General features: G+C 41.9%; 16 protein-coding genes and 1 pseudogene. 6 read left to right on the plus strand and 11 right to left on the minus strand.

Annotation, left to right across the window (positions count from 1 at the left end; genetic code table 11):
• Positions 1–96 precede the first annotated feature (96 nt).
• From WA352_RS03210 to WA352_RS03225, 4 genes are all read left to right on the plus strand, one after another.
• A complete protein-coding gene (locus WA352_RS03210; RefSeq protein WP_033133605.1) occupies positions 97–1,203 on the plus strand; it encodes a porin in 1,107 nt (368 codons plus the stop codon).
• A gap of 301 nt (positions 1,204–1,504) precedes the next feature.
• Positions 1,505–3,142, plus strand: a complete 1,638-nt coding sequence (locus WA352_RS03215) for a phosphoethanolamine transferase (protein WP_033133604.1) — start codon at positions 1,505–1,507, stop codon at positions 3,140–3,142.
• Between the two features lie 14 nt (positions 3,143–3,156).
• Positions 3,157–3,834 (plus strand): DNA-binding response regulator PmrA, encoded by a 678-nt coding sequence (locus WA352_RS03220; RefSeq protein WP_005205969.1) that lies wholly within the window; start codon positions 3,157–3,159, stop codon positions 3,832–3,834.
• A 4-nt stretch (positions 3,835–3,838) separates the two neighbouring features.
• Complete coding sequence (locus tag WA352_RS03225) at positions 3,839–5,182, plus strand: ATP-binding protein (RefSeq protein ID WP_004803061.1); 1,344 nt, start codon at positions 3,839–3,841, stop codon at positions 5,180–5,182.
• A 13-nt stretch (positions 5,183–5,195) separates the two neighbouring features.
• Here the strand turns inward: WA352_RS03225 and WA352_RS03230 are convergent, their stop codons facing one another.
• The 11 genes and pseudogenes from WA352_RS03230 to WA352_RS03280 all read right to left on the minus strand — a co-directional run bounded on the left by WA352_RS03230 (position 5,196) and on the right by WA352_RS03280 (position 16,155).
• Positions 5,196–6,011, minus strand: a complete 816-nt coding sequence (locus tag WA352_RS03230; RefSeq protein WP_004803062.1) for a lipopolysaccharide kinase InaA family protein — start codon at positions 6,009–6,011, stop codon at positions 5,196–5,198.
• A gap of 61 nt (positions 6,012–6,072) precedes the next feature.
• Positions 6,073–6,789, minus strand: a complete 717-nt coding sequence (locus WA352_RS03235) for a phosphatase PAP2 family protein (protein WP_033133603.1) — start codon at positions 6,787–6,789, stop codon at positions 6,073–6,075.
• A gap of 244 nt (positions 6,790–7,033) precedes the next feature.
• On the minus strand, positions 7,034–7,759 hold the full coding sequence (locus tag WA352_RS03240) for an amino acid ABC transporter ATP-binding protein (RefSeq protein WP_171248656.1): 726 nt from the start codon (positions 7,757–7,759) through the stop codon (positions 7,034–7,036).
• A 14-nt stretch (positions 7,760–7,773) separates the two neighbouring features.
• Positions 7,774–8,457, minus strand: a complete 684-nt coding sequence (locus tag WA352_RS03245; RefSeq protein WP_033133601.1) for an ABC transporter permease subunit — start codon at positions 8,455–8,457, stop codon at positions 7,774–7,776.
• A gap of 1 nt (position 8,458) precedes the next feature.
• Positions 8,459–9,202 (minus strand): amino acid ABC transporter permease, encoded by a 744-nt coding sequence (locus WA352_RS03250; RefSeq protein ID WP_004803070.1) that lies wholly within the window; start codon positions 9,200–9,202, stop codon positions 8,459–8,461.
• A 79-nt stretch (positions 9,203–9,281) separates the two neighbouring features.
• A pseudogene (locus WA352_RS03255) lies at positions 9,282–10,226 on the minus strand (transporter substrate-binding domain-containing protein).
• 433 nt (positions 10,227–10,659) lie between these two features.
• Entirely contained in the window at positions 10,660–11,847 is a 1,188-nt protein-coding gene (locus WA352_RS03260) for an ammonium transporter (RefSeq protein WP_033133599.1), read from the minus strand.
• Positions 11,848–12,202: 355 nt separating this feature from the next.
• Positions 12,203–13,612 carry a short-chain fatty acid transporter gene (locus tag WA352_RS03265; protein WP_151715045.1) on the minus strand — a complete coding sequence of 470 codons (1,410 nt, stop codon included), beginning with the start codon at positions 13,610–13,612 and terminating at the stop codon, positions 12,203–12,205.
• A 130-nt stretch (positions 13,613–13,742) separates the two neighbouring features.
• On the minus strand, positions 13,743–14,384 hold the full coding sequence (locus tag WA352_RS03270) for a CoA transferase subunit B (RefSeq protein WP_033133597.1): 642 nt from the start codon (positions 14,382–14,384) through the stop codon (positions 13,743–13,745).
• A gap of 2 nt (positions 14,385–14,386) precedes the next feature.
• A complete protein-coding gene (locus WA352_RS03275; protein ID WP_033133623.1) occupies positions 14,387–15,091 on the minus strand; it encodes a CoA transferase subunit A in 705 nt (234 codons plus the stop codon).
• 179 nt (positions 15,092–15,270) lie between these two features.
• A complete protein-coding gene (locus WA352_RS03280; RefSeq protein ID WP_004803082.1) occupies positions 15,271–16,155 on the minus strand; it encodes a LysR family transcriptional regulator in 885 nt (294 codons plus the stop codon).
• A 506-nt stretch (positions 16,156–16,661) separates the two neighbouring features.
• On the opposite strand from WA352_RS03280, the gene WA352_RS03285 reads away from it, so the two are divergent.
• Complete coding sequence (locus tag WA352_RS03285; protein ID WP_033133596.1) at positions 16,662–18,086, plus strand: GntP family permease; 1,425 nt, start codon at positions 16,662–16,664, stop codon at positions 18,084–18,086.
• 47 nt (positions 18,087–18,133) lie between these two features.
• On the plus strand, positions 18,134–18,946 hold the full coding sequence (locus tag WA352_RS03290; protein WP_277605725.1) for a 3-hydroxybutyrate dehydrogenase: 813 nt from the start codon (positions 18,134–18,136) through the stop codon (positions 18,944–18,946).
• Positions 18,947–18,995: the final 49 nt, after the last annotated feature.

The following is an 18,995-nucleotide window of genomic DNA, read 5'->3' on the forward strand; positions in this document are numbered from 1 at the left end:
TTAGTCGAAATTGGAATAAATTAATAAGATTTTAATCGTTTTGTCATATAAAGTTAATGTGTAGGATTTGTTACAAATTTAACCAGGATGTAAACAATGAAAATCAAAATTGTAACAGCAGCAGTGCTCAGTCTGCTTGCAACAACCACATTTGCAGCACCAACATTTTATGGTGAAATTGATGCCAGTGTTGATTATTTACCAGAAAAAAATGCAACTAAGTCAAACAAAGACGTTTGGGAAATCAGCTCAAACAGTTCATTCCTTGGACTTAAAGGTGATGAAAAACTCACTGAACGCTTAAGCGCAGTTTATGCAATCGAATGGGGCTTTAGCGCTGATGGCGATAGCAATGATTGGGTACAGCGTAATCGTTTTGTCGGTTTGAAAGATGCGCAATTGGGTACTTTGAAAATTGGTAAGCACGATACCCCTGTAAAACAATTATCGAGTGTTGTCGATACTTTTAACAACTATGTTGCCAATAAGGCCGATATCACAGGTATTTTCACAGGTGAAAACCGTATTGATAATGCAGTGATTTATGAATCGCCAGCAGTGAAACTACTTGATGGCGCATTTAAATTTAATGCCTTACTTGCAACAGGTGAGTCTTCTGGTATTAAAGCAACCAGTGGTGGTGCAAAAGTTGCTGGTCGTGGTCTAGGCGATGCATGGTCAGCATCTGTAACTTATGAAAATCCATTGGTGGTAGCTGGTCTTGGTTATGACAAAGCGATTCCAAGCACCTTCCTTGGTCGTGGTTTCTTAAATGCTGCTGAGCCTGCAATTGCTGGTGGTGGCTTGTTTGCAGCGGCAAATACGGTACGTGCAATTGGTAAAATCACGCCGCTTGAAGGCTTGGCACTTAAAGCACTGTATCAGACTTCAGAAGTAGAAGCTGTGTCTGGTAATGCGCCAGGTTCAGAAAATATTGATGATACACAAGGTTGGTTGTTAGGTGCGGAATATAATATCCCTCAAGCGAAGAACTGGACGGTGAAAGGTCAATATAGCCAGAATGATACGAGCTTTAAAACCAATACTGCTGACTTTAAAGCAAAACAAATTATTGCTGGTGCAGATTATGCATTTAACAAACAAGTTAAGACTTATGGTTATGCAGGTTATCTAACGCTTGAGCAAGCAAGCAAAAAGGATAAACAACCTGTTGCAGGCTTAGGTTTAGAGTTCAAATTCTAATCTGCTTTTATTTAAAAAAATGCCCTTTAAGTTTGCTTAAAGGGCATTTTTGTTTATATTGTTTTTTCTTTAAATAGAATAATTTATTTTCATAAAACGCTAGGCTACAAGGATGGAGGATTACTTCAACAAGGATTTATAAAAATAGGACCTTATTCATACTTTAATTACTCCAATTCTTAATTAACTCAATTTTCAACCTGTCATTTGTTGGGTTGCTATTGTTTTGTTTAAGTCATTTTTAAGTTTTTATTCTTATCTTAAAAAAAGCTAAGAAATTTATTTTTAGATTGTGATGCTTATGTTGCTAAAAAGACTCAAAACCAAGACCATTTCATTACTTACCTTCAATGTGTTACTCGCAGTTTGGTTAGGGGTTTTTCTGAATTTTGCATTTTATGAAAAGATGCAGACACTGACCCCTTATACAGGTTTTAAAGCAGGACTATTTGTTTTAGCCTCAGTCGGTGTGGTAACTGCATTCTATACTTTTCTTTTTCAAGTTTTGAATTGGAAATGGACCGCAAAACCAATTGCAATCGCCTTAGTTTTTATTGGTGGTTTTGCCTCTTATGCGGTTAATACTCTAGGGGTCTGGATCACCTCAGACCAAATTCAAAACCTGATGCAAACGGATATCGCTGAAGCAAAAGATACATGGTCTTGGCATTTGCTGGTCTGGATCATTGGTATGGTGATTGTGCCGATTATTGTGATTTTGCTAATTAAACTAAAACCTGAACCTGTTATTCGACAAATTTGGAAAAAGGTGCTGGCTTCACTTGTTTCTTTAGCTATGGTTGGTGGTTTGCTATTTGTCTTTTATGTCGATTTTGCTGCAATCTTTCGTGAAAACCGCGATTTAAAAGGCATGATTTCTCCTCAAAATATGATTGCTTCATTTGTATCGTATTATAAAAAGAAAGCGCCTAAGGAAAATCTTCCTCTGGTGACTTATGGCGAAGATGCTCAAGCAACGCAATCATCAACAACTGTACCCAAACTGATGGTATTGGTGGTGGGTGAAACGGCACGTGCAGAAAATTTTTCTTTAAATGGTTATGCAAAAGATACTAATCCCAAACTCGCCAAACAGGATATTTTAAATTTCTCTCAGGTGAGTTCGTGTGGTACAGCAACGGCAGTTTCAGTACCTTGTATGTTCTCTGGTATGCCAAGAGAAGATTACGATGAACGTCTTGCGAGTCATCGAGAAGGCCTACTGGATATTGCAAAACGAGCGGGTTACCAAGTGACTTGGATTGATAATAATTCGGGTTGTAAAGGGACTTGTGACCGTGTTGAGCAATTCAAAATCCCTGAGCCAATTCAACAGAAATGGTGTAAGGATGGCGAATGTCTGGATGACATTTTGATTGATAGTCTGAAAGCTTATATTGAAACAATCCCGAAAGATGATACCCGTCCACATTTAGTGGTATTGCATCAAATGGGCAGCCATGGACCAGCCTATTATAAGCGGGTACCTGCTGAATACCGTGTATTTAAACCAACCTGTGATACCAATGCGATTCAGGGCTGTACTCAAGAAGCACTCGTGAATAGCTATGATAATACTTTGCTTTATACCGATTATGTTTTAGATTCATTTATTGAAACATTAAAAAATACAACGAAATATCAAACAGGTTTGTGGTATTTGTCTGATCATGGTGAATCAACAGGTGAGAGTGGGATGTATTTGCATGGTGCACCTTATGCGATTGCACCGACGCAACAAACCCATGTCCCGATGGTGATGTGGTTCTCTCAGGCATGGCAACAACAAGCAGCGAAGCAAGTCAAATGTTTGGCACAACAAAGTAAAAATAAGCTGAGCCAAGATAACTTGTTCCCAACCATGCTGAGTTTGCTTGATATCAAAACCAAGGTAATTAATGCTAAAAATGACATGTTGCAGACATGTCCTAACCCATAAGGTGTAATGAAATCATGACTAAGATCTTGATGATAGAAGATGATTTTATGATTGCTGAGTCAACATTGACTTTATTGCGATATCATCAGTTTGAGGTGGAGTGGGTCAATAACGGGGTCGATGGATTAGCTTTGTTAACCAAACAGTCTTTTGATTTAATCTTGTTGGATTTAGGTCTACCTTTGATGGATGGGATGCAAATTCTCAGACAGATTCGTCAACGTAGTTCAATACCTGTGTTGATTATTTCTGCACGAGATCAGTTACAAAATCGTGTTGATGGTCTCAATCAAGGTGCAGATGATTATTTGATCAAACCGTATGAGTTTGATGAATTACTTGCACGAATCAATGCGTTATTACGTCGTGGCAGTGTAGAAACAGCACAATTGAAAAGTCAGTCACAATTGTTAAAAAGTGGTGAGTTGATTCTTGATGTTGAACAGCACTTGGCGACATTTAAAGGACAACAGATTGAACTTTCTAATCGGGAATGGGCCATTCTGATCCCGATGGTTTCTCATCCAAATAAAATTTTCTCGAAAGCTAATTTGGAAGACAAACTGTATGATTTTGACAGTGAAGTGACCAGTAATACCATTGAAGTCTATGTGCACCATTTACGAGCCAAACTTGGAAAAGACTTTATTCGAACCATTCGTGGTCTAGGTTATCGTTTGGGGCAAGCTTAAACTTATGAAAAAAACTCAGCATTATTCACTCAAGAAAAGACTGATTTGGGGGACCTCTATTTTCAGTATTGTGCTGGGTTGTTTCTTGATTTTAGCCGCATATAAAATTTCATTGCATGAAGTCGATGAAATTTTAGATACCCAAATGCAGTATATGGCGGAACGTTCAAGTTCTCAGCCAGTAACGCCAACGGCAAGTCGGGTGGAGTTGCACAGAACCTACCATGAAGAGGATTTGTTGATTGATATTTGGGCCTATAAAGATCAAAGTCATTTATGGCATCAGACCCATCTCTTGCTCCCGCCTGTGAAACAAGCTGGTTTTTATACCCAAAACACACCGCAAGGAAAGTGGCGTGTGTATGTGATTCCATTAAAAGACTATCAGATTCAAGTCAGTCAACAAGAAGAGGTACGCCATGCGTTTGCGTGGGAGTTGGCCGGGAGTATGTTTGTCCCTTATCTGCTCTTATTGCCGATTGCGATTTTGGTGTTAGCATTTATTATCAGTTTGAGCTTAAAACCCTTAGATGATTTTAAAACGGAATTGACCCAACGTGATTCGGATGGTTTATCACCGATAGATGTGAAAGATTATCCACAAGAACTGTTACCCACCATTGAAGAAATGAATCGTTTATTTGAGCGTATTCAGCATGCTCAAACTGAGCAAAAGCAATTTATTGCCGATGCCGCGCATGAACTTAGAACACCTGTGACTGCACTGAATTTGCAAACCCGAATTTTGATCAGTCAGTTTCCAGAACATGAGGCTTTGCAAAATCTGAGTAAAGGCTTAGCCCGTATTCAACATTTAGTCACCCAGCTTTTGGCATTGGCTAAGCAGGATGTTGCACTAAGCCTGATTGAACCCAATACTAATTTCAGATTGAACGATGTTGCACTCAACTGTGTTGAGCAATTGGTGAATTTAGCCATGCAAAAGGAGATTGATTTAGGCTTTGAGCGCAATGATCCGATTGAAATGCAGAGTCTTGAATCAACGGTACATTCGATTATTTTTAACCTGATTGACAATGCAATTAAATATACCCCGAATCAAGGCATTATTAATATTTCAGTCTATAGCGATACCGATGATTTTGCCTATATTCAAATCGAAGATAGTGGTCATGGAATTGATCCTGAACAATACGACAAAGTACTAAAACGTTTTTATCGTGTCCACCATCACTTAGAAGTGGGTAGTGGGCTTGGACTTTCAATTGTAGATAAAGCCACCCAACGTTTAGGTGGGGTTTTGACTTTATCTCGGAGTATTGAATTAGGCGGTTTGAGCGTATTGGTCAGATTACCAAAGAAACTTGCGCATCATGAACCGCATTGAATATAACGAGGGCTTAATTTGACTGAGTATTGGCTTCAGATTGCTGTTTCAGATCGCGCAGAAATAACACACATTTCTGGATACGTTTACCATCATTGCCGACTTTGCTGACATTCAAGCGTAATACCCAGTTTAAACGTTTACCGACCTTACAAATATCTTTATAGACTTGAGGTTCATCCAGTAAAGCTTGATAAAGCAGTTGGCTGGCTGGCTCGAGTCGTTCAAATTCAAAATGATAGGCTGTCGAGAAGATAAACAGTAACCAGTCACGAACAAAACAGTCATGCAGGCTGAGCACATCCCGCGGATCTGTTTCAAAATCAATAAAAGTAAACTGATTTTGTTCATCGACCAGAATGTTCCGCGCAAAGGCTTCACTTAAATAACCATCATTCGCATGCAACTTGCGAATGGCCTGAATGGCCTGATGAAATAAGCCGAATTGTTGTTCTGGATGATCTTTAAGGCTTGCAATTTTCTGGTCTAGTTGGCTGACATGGCTTTGACGTTGTGAGCCGACATCTTCGAGCAAAATGCCTTTTTTTGAGAGCGCCAATACATTCGGTGTTGAAATCCCTAATGCTTTGAGCTGATGGATACGTTTGAATTCACATTGGATTGCAACTGATCCCCCTTGGTTAGGAACTGGGGTAATGGAGCCGAGATTAAATATTTTTGCTAGCCATTTCAGAGGCGTATATAACCACAAACCATGACGTTCAGATGCTTTTTTAAGCCATACTTTACGTGAATCTAGTTCATAAGACTGAATAGAGTCGGATTGCGTTGCTAAAGTGGATTCCAAAAAAGATTGATAGTCAGACATACGGCAGCAAAAATAATCCTAATGTGAGCGTCAAACATACTCGTTGTTTGAGTACGGGCGTTCACTTTACCACATCAATTGTCGATAACGGTATAGAATTACGATTTGTAATGGCTTGGTGGCGTTTATAAGTGAACGCATACAACACAAGGTTCACAGCAACACAAACCCATGCAGTCCACAAATTATGACTCAAAAAATGGGCGCCACGCATCATCTGTGCCCAACCCATCGCAAAGCCAATGATCATTGCTGCAACGAGATAAAACCAAGCACGTTGTGTTTGATGCAAACGATAGACAAAATAGCCTGTGACCAGTGCGAAGCCTGTACTAGCATGCCCACCAGGAAAACAGTGTCCAGCAGTTGCAGAGAAATCCCAGATAAAGCCTGTTGGCGTTTCATGGGTCATATACCATGGACAAGCGTGATAAGAATGGGCTTTGAGTAGTCCTACGATACCTGTACAGAGCATGCTGACCCAAAACATATAACCATATTGCCAACGTTGTGGTTTCAGCTTTTCGACTTTAAAAGAGGCGCACCACAAAAAGAAAAAAACCACATAAACAAGCGTTAAAAGTTGTTTGACGTAAGTATGGTTAAGTTTATCGAGAAACCAATCATTTTTATAAGGGAAGCCACCATGTTGACTGACCCAAGGTTGAATCAGTTGCATGTCAATGGTTCCACCGACTGGAAACACGAACAACAAGATGAAAAAGCTGACCAATAATAGAAAGCTTATCAATGCGAAGAAAGGTGTTTTCAAAATCATGGAACGTATTATTAAAATCAGATGACAATTGTGTTATTTAATGTGAATAAGCTTAATTGGCTCTTAAATTATCATAAAAAAATGGTAGTGGAGGGGAGTTAAAAATAAGTGTAAGTTTATTTCTTAAATATTTGAAAATATTTATTTAATTTTTTGTTTAAGTATATTTTATGATTCTTCCTTGTCCCATTTCAGCATAAAGCAGCCATTTGGCTGCTTTATTTCTGCTGTAAGCCAGAACTGATTAGTGCAGAATTTTATTCAGGAATTGCTGTGCACGTTCGCCACGTGGTGTACCAAAGAATTCATCTTTAGAACAGTCTTCTACGATTTTGCCTTGGTCCATGAAAATTATCCGATTGGCGACCTGACGGGCAAAGCCCATTTCATGCGTTACACACATCATGGTCATACCTTCTTTGGCTAGTCCCACCATCACATCGAGAACTTCATTGATCATTTCAGGGTCAAGCGCAGAAGTTGGCTCATCAAACAGCATTGCGATCGGATCCATGCTAAGGGCACGCGCAATCGCAACTCGCTGTTGTTGCCCTCCTGAAAGCTGAGCAGGGTATTTATTGGCATGGGCACTGAGCCCCACCCGATCCAGATAGGCCAGTCCTTTTTTATTGGCTTCCGCTTCTGAACGGCCCAGCACTTTGATCTGCGCAATGGTCAGATTTTCGGTAATGCTGAGATGAGGAAACAATTCAAAGTGCTGGAACACCATACCGACACGGCTACGTAGTTTAGTCATATCCGTTTTAGGTTCGTGAACGGGCACGCCATCGACAAAGATCTTACCTTGCTGAAAGGGTTCTAGCCCATTTACGGTTTTAATCAAGGTTGATTTTCCTGAACCTGATGGACCGCAGACCACCACCACTTCACCTTGGCAGATTTGGGTACTGCATTCGGTTAGGACCTGAAATTGATCGTACCATTTACTGACATTCTGGAGGTCTATCATTACTTTATTGTTGCTCATACACTTAACCTCCTTTGTAAACGTTTCACTGCGAATGTTGCTAAAGCACTAATCGTGAAGTACACCAGCCCTGCAAATAAAATATATTGGGTGAGTAGAGACATTAAATCGCCACGAACATAATTTGTTCTGAAAAAATCGAGTAAGCCAATGGCATAGACCATGGTGGAATCCTGAAACAGGATGATGGTCTGTTGAAGCAGTAAGGGTGTCATTTTTCTGAATGCCTGTGGCAGAATAATCAGACGCATGGATTGGCCATAGCTCATGCCCAATGCAGAAGCAGCGGCAGCTTGACCTTTGGGAATGGACTGAATTCCTGCACGGACAATTTCAGAAAAATAAGCGGCTTCAAACAGCATGAAGGCCACGATACTTGAAACCAAAGCGGTATCAATGGTCAGATATTGTCCTGTAATTGCGGTATAAAAAAATGGCACGGCAAAGTAGAACCACATCAGCACCAGTAACAGCGGAATGGAACGGAACAGATCCACATAAGCCTGTGCAATCCAATTTAAAATTTTGATTGATGACAGGCGCATCAGGGCCACGAGAGTACCAATCGCAATACCACCAATGGTCGCAATCACCACGACTTTTAAGGTAATGCTGAATCCATACCACAGCGCAGGTCCAGACTGCTGTAAGTCACTGAGAAAAGAGATTAGCCATTCCATACTACTTTCCTCCTGATATTAAACCAGGAATACGCAGACGCTTTTCCAACAGGTTCATGCTAAAAATAAGACAGATGTTAATCAGAATAAAAATCAGCGTGACATAGGTATAAATTTCGATGGTATTCTGAGTGTATTCACTGATGGTTTTCATCTGCGAAATAATTTCTGCAACACCGACTAAAGAGGCGACCGAGGTGTTTTTGACACAGTTGGTCAACTCTGAACTTAGCGGCGGTAAAATGGTGCGAAATGACTGCGGTAGAATGACATAGCGATACAGTTGCGCCGTGGAAAAGCCCATAGCATAGCCTGCATTGATTTGTCCCTTGGGCAGGGCTTCAATCCCAGTTCGGACTTGCTCACATACCCGCGCAGCAGTGAACAGACCCAGCCCGATACTGGCCGAAATCAGGGCAGTGGTATTGGCTCCTAGATCATTCATCCACCAGTTTTTAATCGGGGCGGGCAGAAAGTTGGGAACCACATAAAACCAGATAAATAATTGAACCAGTAAAGGTACATTTCTAAACAGGGTAACGTAGGTGGTACCGATGGCTCTGGCGGTTTTATTGGGGAGCGTGCGCATAATGCCGAGGATACTGCCCAGCAGCAGGGCAATAGTCCATGCGACCACAGCAATCACAACCAGCCAGCCCAGACCCGTAATGATCCAGTTCAGGTAGGTGGTATCTCCGATACCTGTGGATTGCCATAAAACTCCCCAGTTCCAGCTATAATTCATAACAACTCCTGAGTAGAGTCGGGACAACATCCACTGTTTCCCGATCTCACACTACTATGCTTGCGATAAGGGGAGCGAATTATTGATCGCGATCATGTGGATTGCTGATTAAGGCTTTGAGCTGATCCGACATGGCAAAATTCAAATTAATATTCTTTGGTGGAATCGGTTGCTGGAACCATTTTTCATACATCTTGTTGATTTCACCAGAGGCATAAGTTGCCTTGATGGCATCATCGACCACCTGTTTAAAACCAGTATCTCCTTTACGCAGCATACAACCATAGATTTCATGAATTGGCGCAGTACCAACGATGTCCCATTGATTCGGATCTTTGGCTTTAGATTTTTCACCTGCGAGCAGAATATCATCCATCATAAAAGCGACAGCACGACCATTTTGCAGCATCAGGAAGGATTCAGCATGGTCTTTGGCAGAAATGATTTCGCCAATGCCAAGTTCTTGTTGGTGTTGACGAATTTAGCGTTCAGATGTGGTTCCTGCTGTGGTGACCAGTTTTTTGCCTTTTAAATCTGAAAAATCTTTAATTCCTGAATTTTTTGCAGTCAACAGCCGAGAGCCCACTTCAAAGAAACCGACAGAGAAATCGACTTGCTGTTGTCGTTCTTTATTATTGGTGGTTGAGCCACATTCCAGATCGACAGTCCCATTCGAGACCAGTGGAATACGGTTCTGGCTGGTGACCAAGTTATAGCGAATCTTCAGGTCTGGCATATTCAGCTTCTGCTTTACGGCTTCAACAACTTTAAGTTGCAGATCATGCGCATAACCGACAGGTTGGTTTGGGGTCGATGCAATATAAGAAAAGGGAATTGATGAATCTCGATATCCCAGCACTATCGTGCCAGAGCTTTTGATTTTGTTTAATGTTCCCGAAGTGGAGGCACCCGCTTCAGTCGCTTTGTCGCCAGTAGCCGGCGCTTTGTTGTCACTACAAGCACTGAGTCCGAATACCAATGTGCCTGCACAAAGCAGAGAGGTCATGGTGCGTTTATAAATCATGTACAAAACTCCTTTTGTATCGTTATGATCGCATGCGTCATTGTTGCGGTTTAACCGTTCATTGTTATGAAAAATAATGTGTTCTTTTTGATGTATTAAAAAACATTATTTTTCATCTTAATAGAGTTCAATGCGCATGCTCAAGCGATATTCTTTACGGTTTTGTTAATCGTAATGGTGGATGAATGGCGTAATTTAAAAGCTGTAAATTACAGTAAAAATTGCAAGAAATATAAAGCATGATATGTGCCATGATCGCTTGGATTCACTGGGGCAGAGTCGGTTGTACAACTGCTTTATCCCAATATTAAAACCGCTATGTATAGGCAAGGTTGATTGGAATAGAATGATCAAATACGAAAACGAAAAGTTAGCTCGTTTTTAGTCGAGATAAAAAAAGCGACGTTTCCGTCGCTTAAAAGAGTTTAAAAAATTAGAACATTGATTCTTCCGAATTGGCTGAAATTTTATGGATTGAAAGATCCGCACCACGATACTCATCTTCTTGTGACAGGCGAATACCCATAGTCGCTTTTAATAGACCATAGACAATAAAACCACCGACCAAGGCAATGATAATGCCAAGCCCCGTACCAATGACTTGTGAGATGATGGAGACACCACCTAAGCCACCTAAAGCTTGTTGACCAAAGATGCCCGCTGCAATTCCACCCAATGCACCACAAACACCGTGTAAAGGCCATACCCCAAGGACATCATCAATTTTAAGTTTGTTTTGGGTATAGGTGAACAGGTAAACAAACAGTGCACCCGCCGTACCACCAATCACTAGTGCACCAATTGGGTGCACAATATCAGAACCCGCACAGATTGCGACTAAGCCAGCCAATGGACCATTGTGTAAGAAACCAGGGTCATTACGGCCCATAAAGTTGGCTGCTAAAGTACCACCGACCATTGCCATGAGAGAATTGATTGCAACCAGACCAGAAATCGCTTCAACCCGTTGTGCACTCATCACGTTAAAGCCAAACCAACCAACAATCAGAATCCATGAACCTAAAGCAAGGAATGGAATAGATGATGGTGGATGAGCACTGACACGACCATCATTTTTATAACGACCATGACGGGCACCAAGTAAAATTACTGCAGCAAGGGCAATCCAACCGCCCATGGCATGCACCACAACGGAGCCTGCAAAGTCATGGAAACTTGCACCAAAAGAGTTCTCTAACCACTTTTGTAGGCCATAATTACCATTCCAGATCATGCCTTCGAAGAACGGATAGATGAGTGCCACCAAAATCAATGTTGCAATCGCTTGAGCACGCATTTTGGCACGTTCTGCGATCCCACCTGAAATAATCGCAGGAATTGCAGCAGCAAAGGTCAGTAAGAAGAAACAGCGCATCAGGTTATAGCCATGATCAGCTGCTAAGGTACTGCCTGCATGGAAAAAGTTTTGGCCATATGCAATCCAATAGCCTACAAAGAAATAGGCAATTGCTGAAATGGCAAAATCGGTGAGGATTTTACTCAATGCATTGACTTGGTTTTTATGGCGTACCGTGCCCAATTCCAAGAATGCAAAGCCAGCGTGCATTGCTAATACCAGTACTGCCCCGAGCAGTAAAAAAAATAGATCTACGTTTTGCATAGTGGCGCTCAAAAAAAGTGCTAAATTTTATTTTGGTGCAAATATTTGATTCGTTTTTTGCACCAAAATAGATTTAGTAAATCTAAAAACTCAAGCTATATCGCAACAGCTCAATTTGATGAAATATCTAATGCAAAAAACGCACCAATTTAGAGGTTAAATTATCATTTTGATGAAAAGTGGTGCAATTTGCCTAAAAATAGCACAGTTTTGGGCATTTCTAAATGAAAGGCGTCTAGGGGGATTTGAATGCAAATGAGGAGAGGTTTTTTGCTGTGTTCAGGAGTTGCTCACGCCACTTTTTATATCTGTGATGTTCAATATAAAAAGCAGCGCTGTGTAATTGTTGCTGGTCTTACATAACAGGTGGGCTATAGCTGAGGGTACGGCCTAAAATCCACAATAAGAACAGTACTAAAGGCAGATGGAACACCAATTGAGTGACGGTAAAACCAATCACATCTTTGGCCTTGAGTTTTAAAATTCCCAGCATCGGCAGCATAAAGAAGGGATTGATCAGATTGGGCAATGCTTCTGCCGCATTATAAATCTGCACCGACCAACCTAAATGCACCTGCAAATCATTGGCGGCCTGCATCACATAAGGTGCCTCGATAATCCATTTCCCACCGCCTGATGGCACAAAGAAACCGAGTACCGCAGAGTAGATGCCCATCACAATCGCAAAGGTTTCCTTGGATGCGATCGAGACAAAGAATTCAGCGATATAGTGCGATAGCGATAAATCCTGGCTATTCAGCGCTTGGGTCATAATAAAGGCGATACTGCCGTAGAGTGGGAATTGGATCAGAATCCCTGATACAGCAGGCACCGCCTGACTCACGGCATTAAGGAAGTTACGCGGGGTGCGGTGTAGTGCCAGACCCAGCATCAAAAACACAAAGTTATAGGTATTGAGACTGGAAATGGCGATGATCGGATTGGTTTTAGAAAATTCGATAAACATCCAGATCAAGCCTAATGCCACCACAATAATGGTCAAAAGCGGTGAGTTCTCCAACCAATCACCCGGTCGGGTCGATTTGACTTCGGTCTTTTCCTCTTCTTCAAAACTCAGCTCAAAATCCTGCATGGTTTTGACATTATCGCCTTTCGGTGCAGACCAATAGGCAATCGCAATCGAGACAATCACTAAAATTAGGGTCATCAGCATGGATTGCCACAGGAAGATGGTTTCGGTAAATGGAATCACACCGGTTAAGTTATAGATCGACTCAGGCAGGCTGGCTTTATTGGCCTGTAATTGAGCTGCAGAAGAGCTGATACCCAGTGCCCACGTTGCGCCCATACCAATGATTGCGGCAGCTGCGGCAGCACGATAGTCCATCTGTAGTTCTTTACGTTTTGCCAGCGCAATCACCAATAACGCCGTCAGAATAGTACTGACTGCCCAATTGACCAAAGAAATCAATAAACTGACCGTGGCCACCAACACAATGGCACTGCGTCCCGAATGGGGGATACGCGCCATCTTCTGAATCAGTTTTTTCACAGGTGCAGAAACCGAAACGACATAGCCAACAATAATCAGCATGGTCATTTGCAGAGTGAAAGGGATTAAACTCCAAAAACCATTCCCAAAGGAGCTCGCCACATCTTGTACCGATGCACCGATACTGATTGCAGCAAAGGAAACGATAATCACACCGAGCAGGGCAAAGATATAAGAGTCAGGAAACCATTTTTCCGACCAGTTACTAATCCGCAGGGCAAACCGTTCTAACAAGGCAGGTTGTTTATTCATGTATAGCATCCATTTTTAATTTTGTTGTATCTGATTCATTTGTCCTAAATGAATGTGCTGCTCCCGAAAACAGCGAAAAGTGATGCCATTACAGCATCACTTCAACGAGAAAAATAAAGGGGGGGGAGCGTTAAGCTTTGGCTTCAATCAACAGCTCAACACCTGTAGCATCTAGAATTTGTTGTTCAGTCACATCCGGTGCTAACTCCACCAGTTTGATGCCTTCTGCGACAACATCCAAAACGCCCAAGTCGGTAATAATACGATGCACCACTTTTTGACCTGTCAGCGGTAAGCTGCACTGTTTGACAATTTTAGCGGTACCATCTTTGGCATTGTGTTCCATCAGCACCACCACACGTTGAACGCCTGCAACCAAGTCCATCGCGCCGCCCATGCCTTTGACTTTTTTGCCCGGAATCATCCAGTTGGCGAGGTCACCTTGTTCAGAGACTTCCATAGCCCCCAGAATGGCGATATTGACGTGGCCGCCACGAATCATGGCAAAGGATTCACTGCTAGAGAAAAATGCCGCACCTGCACGAGCGGTGACAGTTTGTTTGCCTGCATTGATTAAATCTGGGTCGAGTTGCTGTTCGGTAGGAAATTCACCAATCCCGAGCAGACCATTCTCCGATTGCAACCATACATCCATATCCTCTGGGATGTAGTTGGCAACGAGGGTTGGCAGGCCAATACCAAGATTGACGTAGAAACCATCTTGTAATTCTTGCGCGGCACGTTGTGCCATTTGTTCACGTGTCCATGCCATGATTATGCGTCCTGTGCTTTTAGGGTTTTTTGTTCGATACGTTTTTCTGGTGAGGCATTCAGCACCACACGATTGACGTAAATGCCCGCCAAATGAATTTCATCTGGATCAAGTTCGCCGATTTCAACAATTTGCTCGACTTCGGCAATGGTGATTTTTCCAGCCATCGCACATTCAGGGTTAAAGTTTTGAGCGGTTTTACGGAATACCAGATTGCCAGCTTTATCCGCCTTATAGGCTTTGACCAGTGCCACATCTGCGGTCAGTGATGGTTCAAGGATGTAAGTACGGCCATTAAATTCACGTTGTTCCTTACCTTCAGCCACCAAGGTGCCTGCACCTGTTGCGGTATAAAAGGCAGGAATACCTGCACCACCAGCGCGTAGTTTTTCCGCCAATGTGCCTTGGGGTGTGAGTTCAACTTCAAGTTCGCCATTCAGATACTGGCGTTCAAATTCTTTATTTTCGCCCACATAAGACGAGATCATTTTTTTAATTTGTCGGGTTTTGAGCAAGACACCCAAGCCAAAATCATCAATGCCTGCATTATTGGAAATACAAGTGAGGCCTGTTACACCAGTTTCTTTCAGTGCTTGGATTAATGCCTCAGGAATACCACATAGGCCAAAACCGCCAACCGCAAATGTCTGTTGATCTTGCACCACATCTTGCAGTGCCAGTGCTGCGGTTGAATAGACTTTATTCATTTTTTTCACCTGTAAATTCCTTGGTTTCTAATAGTTTTAGCACTCAGGGATTATTTACAGAAGTTTAAATTTTTAAAGGATTAATGAGGGAAACTCATTAATACAATAAATTTCATCTATTTTACTCAAAAGGGCAGGATGACGGAGCGAGTCTGTATTGGTGTAGCAGTCAATCAGGGTTAGCCAAAATCATGTTGTAGCAAGATCTCGATAAACTCGGCTGAAATATTGGAAAGCTCAAAGTCTTTTTTATAGACAATGCCAATCGCTTGCGGCAATTTGCCATCCTCAATTTCGATTAAGACATTATGTTCCTTGTCGATAAAGTTTTGAAAATGACGGGGGATGGCACTGACTCCCATATCCAATGCGACAAAGCTGGAGAGGGAACTGATTTGATGACATTCGACTTTTAAATCTAAAGTTAGATGGTTTTTAAGACAGTTTTCTTCAATCAGATGCCGAACAATGGAGGGATGCTGCAAGGTCACAAAGGGATTGGCACACAGCTGTTTCCAACTGATCGAATCCGCGCTTGCTAGTGGATGTGTTTTCGGTAAGAGCGCAAGGAAATCTTCCTCAAATAAAGGCTTAAATTCCAGTTGATCATTGCGCGGTGGCTCAAAGCAAATCCCAATTTCAAAAATACCATCCTGAACATTTTCCAGTACTTTTTCATTGGGAATATCATGAATGGAAAAGCTGATATTGGGATGTTTGGCTAAAAAACTATGAATGACTTGCGGCAAAATCGCATGGGTGACAAAGGGCATCGAGGCAATATTCAGTGTGCCGCGATTGAGTTTAAATCGTTGCTTGACGTCTTTTTCCATATCTTCCCAATTGGCCAGTAATTTCTTGGCATAGGGGATCAATGATTTTCCTTCCTGTGTTAGTTCAACCCGACGGGTATTGCGTTTAAACAGCTTGCCGCCCAGTTCTTCTTCCAGTGATTTGATACTTAGACTTAAAGCAGATTGACTGAGATGCAATTCAGCAGAGGCATTTGCATAATTCAGGGTACGAGTCAAAGCCAGAAATGCTTTGAGTTGCTTTAAAGTCATGGTGGACGACCTATGCGGAAAGTTTTTGATTTATATGCTGTAATTTATAAAAAAAACAGCACATTGTGACTGGCATTTTTGTTAATTCGGTGGCGAGAGGCAAGCCGTTTATTTTTAAAAATGCGATATGCGATTATTGATTTATTGTAGCTTAATATCGAAAAATGGATTTTAAAAAGAATAAGCTAAATATAACTGAATGGGATTGATGAGTATTTTTGAATAGTTGATTTGTTTTATTAATCAATTAAATTATTTAATTTTAATTTATGTAAGATATTGATTTTTATAAACAATTAAAAATATTGTATTTTGTTTTAATCATCTTGTTTTTTGTGATTTTAATGCTATTTTAAAATACGTTTTAACATGCGTCATGGTTTTAGATTCTGTACTGTAATTAGCAGTATTTTGATTTTATTTATGGTTAGGATAACCACCACACAGTATAAAAAAAATAATTTGGTTGACCCTGACATATATTCTTTGGAATGGAGTAAAAGAATATGTGGGACTTATTTGTCATTCTGCTGTCTTTAGGCTTGCTGATGTACACGGCCTATCGCGGTTTTTCCGTGATTCTCATGGCGCCGTTATGTGCATTGCTCGCGGTTTTTCTGATTAACCCCGCCAATGTGCTGCCGTTTTATTCGGGCGTTTTCATGCCGAAGATGGTCAATTTCATTAAAGACTATTTCTTGGTGTTCTTGCTTGGTGCAATCTTTGGCAAAGTGGTAGAAATGTCGGGTATTGCCGAGTCGATTGCCCGTACTATTGTCAATTTGATTGGTGCAAAGAAAGCCATTTTAACGGTGGTTTTACTCGGTGCAATTCTGACGTATAGCGGTGTCAGTCTGTTTGTGGCGGTATTTGCGATTTATCCATTTGCCAATCAGTTGTTCCAACAAGCCAATATTCCAAAACGTTTGATTCCCGGCACTATTGCCCTAGGCGCATTTACATTCACCATGGATGCCTTGCCGGGGACACCACAAATTCAGAACGTAATTCCGACCACCTTCTTTGGCACCAATATTTATGCAGCGCCGTTTTTAGGTGTCATTGGGGCGATTTTCGTCTTGAGCATGGGTCTACTCTATCTGGAATCACGCCGTAAAGCTGCTGTTCGTACAGGTGAAGGTTATGCTGGTTTTGCTGCTGAAGAGGCAGTCACACCAGCGACTGCCGATGTTGAACAATCTACGCAGCACAATGGTTCAGTACTACGTCAAGGCATGGCCTTTGTGCCGTTGATTCTGGTTGCGGTGATGAACCGTTATCTATCCACAGCCATCAAAGAATGGTATCCGAATGGTTTTGATTTTAATGCAATTGGTTTAGCCAACTACACTGTTGATGTAGCAAAAACTGGGGCGATTTGGGCAGTGGGTTTGGCCTTGATTGTCGGGATTATTGCCGCAATTTTATTTGATTATCAGCGCGTGGTAACCAACTTTAAAGAAGGCGTCAATGCCAGTATCAGTGGTTCATTATTGGCAGTGATGAATACCGCTTCTGAATATGGTTTTGGTGCGATTATTGCGGCATTGCCGGGCTTTGCTTTGATTAGTCATGCACTCGGTACCACCTTTACCAATCCTTTGGTCAATGGTGCGGTGACCACGACCGTATTGGCAGGGATTACTGGTTCGGCATCGGGGGGGATGAGTATTGCCTTGAGTGCGATGGCTGAAACTTATAACGCCGCTATTGTGGCGGCAGGTATTCCACCAGAAGTGATGCATCGCGTGGTGGCGATGGCATCGGGCGGTATGGACACACTGCCGCATAATGGCGCGGTGATTACCTTGCTTGCGGTCACAGGTTTAACTCATAAGCAATCCTATAAAGATATTTTTGCGGTCACCATTATTAAAACCTTAGCGGTATTTGTGGTGATTGCTGCATTTACATGGTTCGGTATTGTCTAGTTGAATTTTAATTTGAGCTTGCCAGTACTGACTGGTGAGCAATCAAAATGATTAAGAATAGGAGTAGTAACACAGTGACTCAACAACTCGAAGCCAAAGTGGCCTTTATTACTGGTTCGGCGAGCGGTATTGGATTAGAAATTGCGAAAAAATTTGCTCAGGAAGGTGCGAAAGTGGTGATTTCTGATGTTAATGCCGAGAAATGCCAGCAAGCGGTGGAGCAGTTAAAACAGCAGGGTTTTGAGGCTTTGTCTGCGCCTTGTGATGTAACAGATGAACAGGCTTATAAAGCGGCAATTGATTTGACCACACAAACTTTTGGATGTTTAGATATCCTGATTAACAATGCAGGTTTTCAGCATGTTGCAGCAATTGAAGACTTCTCAACAGAGATTTATCAGAAACTGGTACAGGTGATGTTGACAGGTTCATTTATCGGAATTAAACATGCTTTTCCGATTATGAAAGCGCAGCAATATGGTCGGATTATCAATATGTCTTCGATCAATGGCTTGATTGGTTTTGCGGGTAAGGCAGGGTATAACAGCGCCAAGCATGGGGTGATTGGTTTGACCAAAGTGGCAGCTCTGGAATGTGCCCGTGACGGGATTACCGTGAATGCATTATGTCCGGGTTATGTGGATACGCCTTTGGTGCGTGGGCAAATTGCTGACTTGGCCAAAAACCGTAATGTCAGTCTGGAAAGTGCTTTGGAAGATGTGATTTTGGCGATGGTGCCACAGAAGCGTTTACTCAGCGTTGAAGAAATTGCCGACTATGCGATTTTCTTAGCCAGCAACAAAGGGGCAGGGATTACAGGACAGGCGGTGGTGATGGATGGTGGCTATACCGCACAGTAATACGTTTATCTGATTAAAAAAGCCGCTCAATTGGGCGGCTTTTTTATGA

It is taken from the genome of Acinetobacter sp. 102 (genome assembly GCF_037028485.1).
GTDB classification, from domain to species: Bacteria; Pseudomonadota; Gammaproteobacteria; order Pseudomonadales; family Moraxellaceae; genus Acinetobacter; species Acinetobacter higginsii.

Excerpts from the sequence above, each read along its gene's own strand:
- WA352_RS03210 (WP_033133605.1), top strand. The coding sequence starts at position 97 with ATGAAAATCAAAATTGTAACAGCAGCAGTGCTCAGTCTGCTTGCAACA.
- WA352_RS03215 (WP_033133604.1), top strand. The coding sequence starts at position 1,505 with ATGTTGCTAAAAAGACTCAAAACCAAGACCATTTCATTACTTACCTTC.
- WA352_RS03220 (WP_005205969.1), top strand. The coding sequence starts at position 3,157 with ATGACTAAGATCTTGATGATAGAAGATGATTTTATGATTGCTGAGTCA.
- WA352_RS03225 (WP_004803061.1), top strand. The coding sequence starts at position 3,839 with ATGAAAAAAACTCAGCATTATTCACTCAAGAAAAGACTGATTTGGGGG.
- WA352_RS03230 (WP_004803062.1), bottom strand. The coding sequence starts at position 6,011 with ATGTCTGACTATCAATCTTTTTTGGAATCCACTTTAGCAACGCAATCC.
- WA352_RS03235 (WP_033133603.1), bottom strand. The coding sequence starts at position 6,789 with ATGATTTTGAAAACACCTTTCTTCGCATTGATAAGCTTTCTATTATTG.
- WA352_RS03240 (WP_171248656.1), bottom strand. The coding sequence starts at position 7,759 with ATGATAGACCTCCAGAATGTCAGTAAATGGTACGATCAATTTCAGGTC.
- WA352_RS03245 (WP_033133601.1), bottom strand. The coding sequence starts at position 8,457 with ATGGAATGGCTAATCTCTTTTCTCAGTGACTTACAGCAGTCTGGACCT.
- WA352_RS03250 (WP_004803070.1), bottom strand. The coding sequence starts at position 9,202 with ATGAATTATAGCTGGAACTGGGGAGTTTTATGGCAATCCACAGGTATC.
- WA352_RS03260 (WP_033133599.1), bottom strand. The coding sequence starts at position 11,847 with ATGCAAAACGTAGATCTATTTTTTTTACTGCTCGGGGCAGTACTGGTA.
- WA352_RS03265 (WP_151715045.1), bottom strand. The coding sequence starts at position 13,612 with ATGAATAAACAACCTGCCTTGTTAGAACGGTTTGCCCTGCGGATTAGT.
- WA352_RS03270 (WP_033133597.1), bottom strand. The coding sequence starts at position 14,384 with ATGGCATGGACACGTGAACAAATGGCACAACGTGCCGCGCAAGAATTA.
- WA352_RS03275 (WP_033133623.1), bottom strand. The coding sequence starts at position 15,091 with ATGAATAAAGTCTATTCAACCGCAGCACTGGCACTGCAAGATGTGGTG.
- WA352_RS03280 (WP_004803082.1), bottom strand. The coding sequence starts at position 16,155 with ATGACTTTAAAGCAACTCAAAGCATTTCTGGCTTTGACTCGTACCCTG.
- WA352_RS03285 (WP_033133596.1), top strand. The coding sequence starts at position 16,662 with ATGTGGGACTTATTTGTCATTCTGCTGTCTTTAGGCTTGCTGATGTAC.
- WA352_RS03290 (WP_277605725.1), top strand. The coding sequence starts at position 18,134 with ATGATTAAGAATAGGAGTAGTAACACAGTGACTCAACAACTCGAAGCC.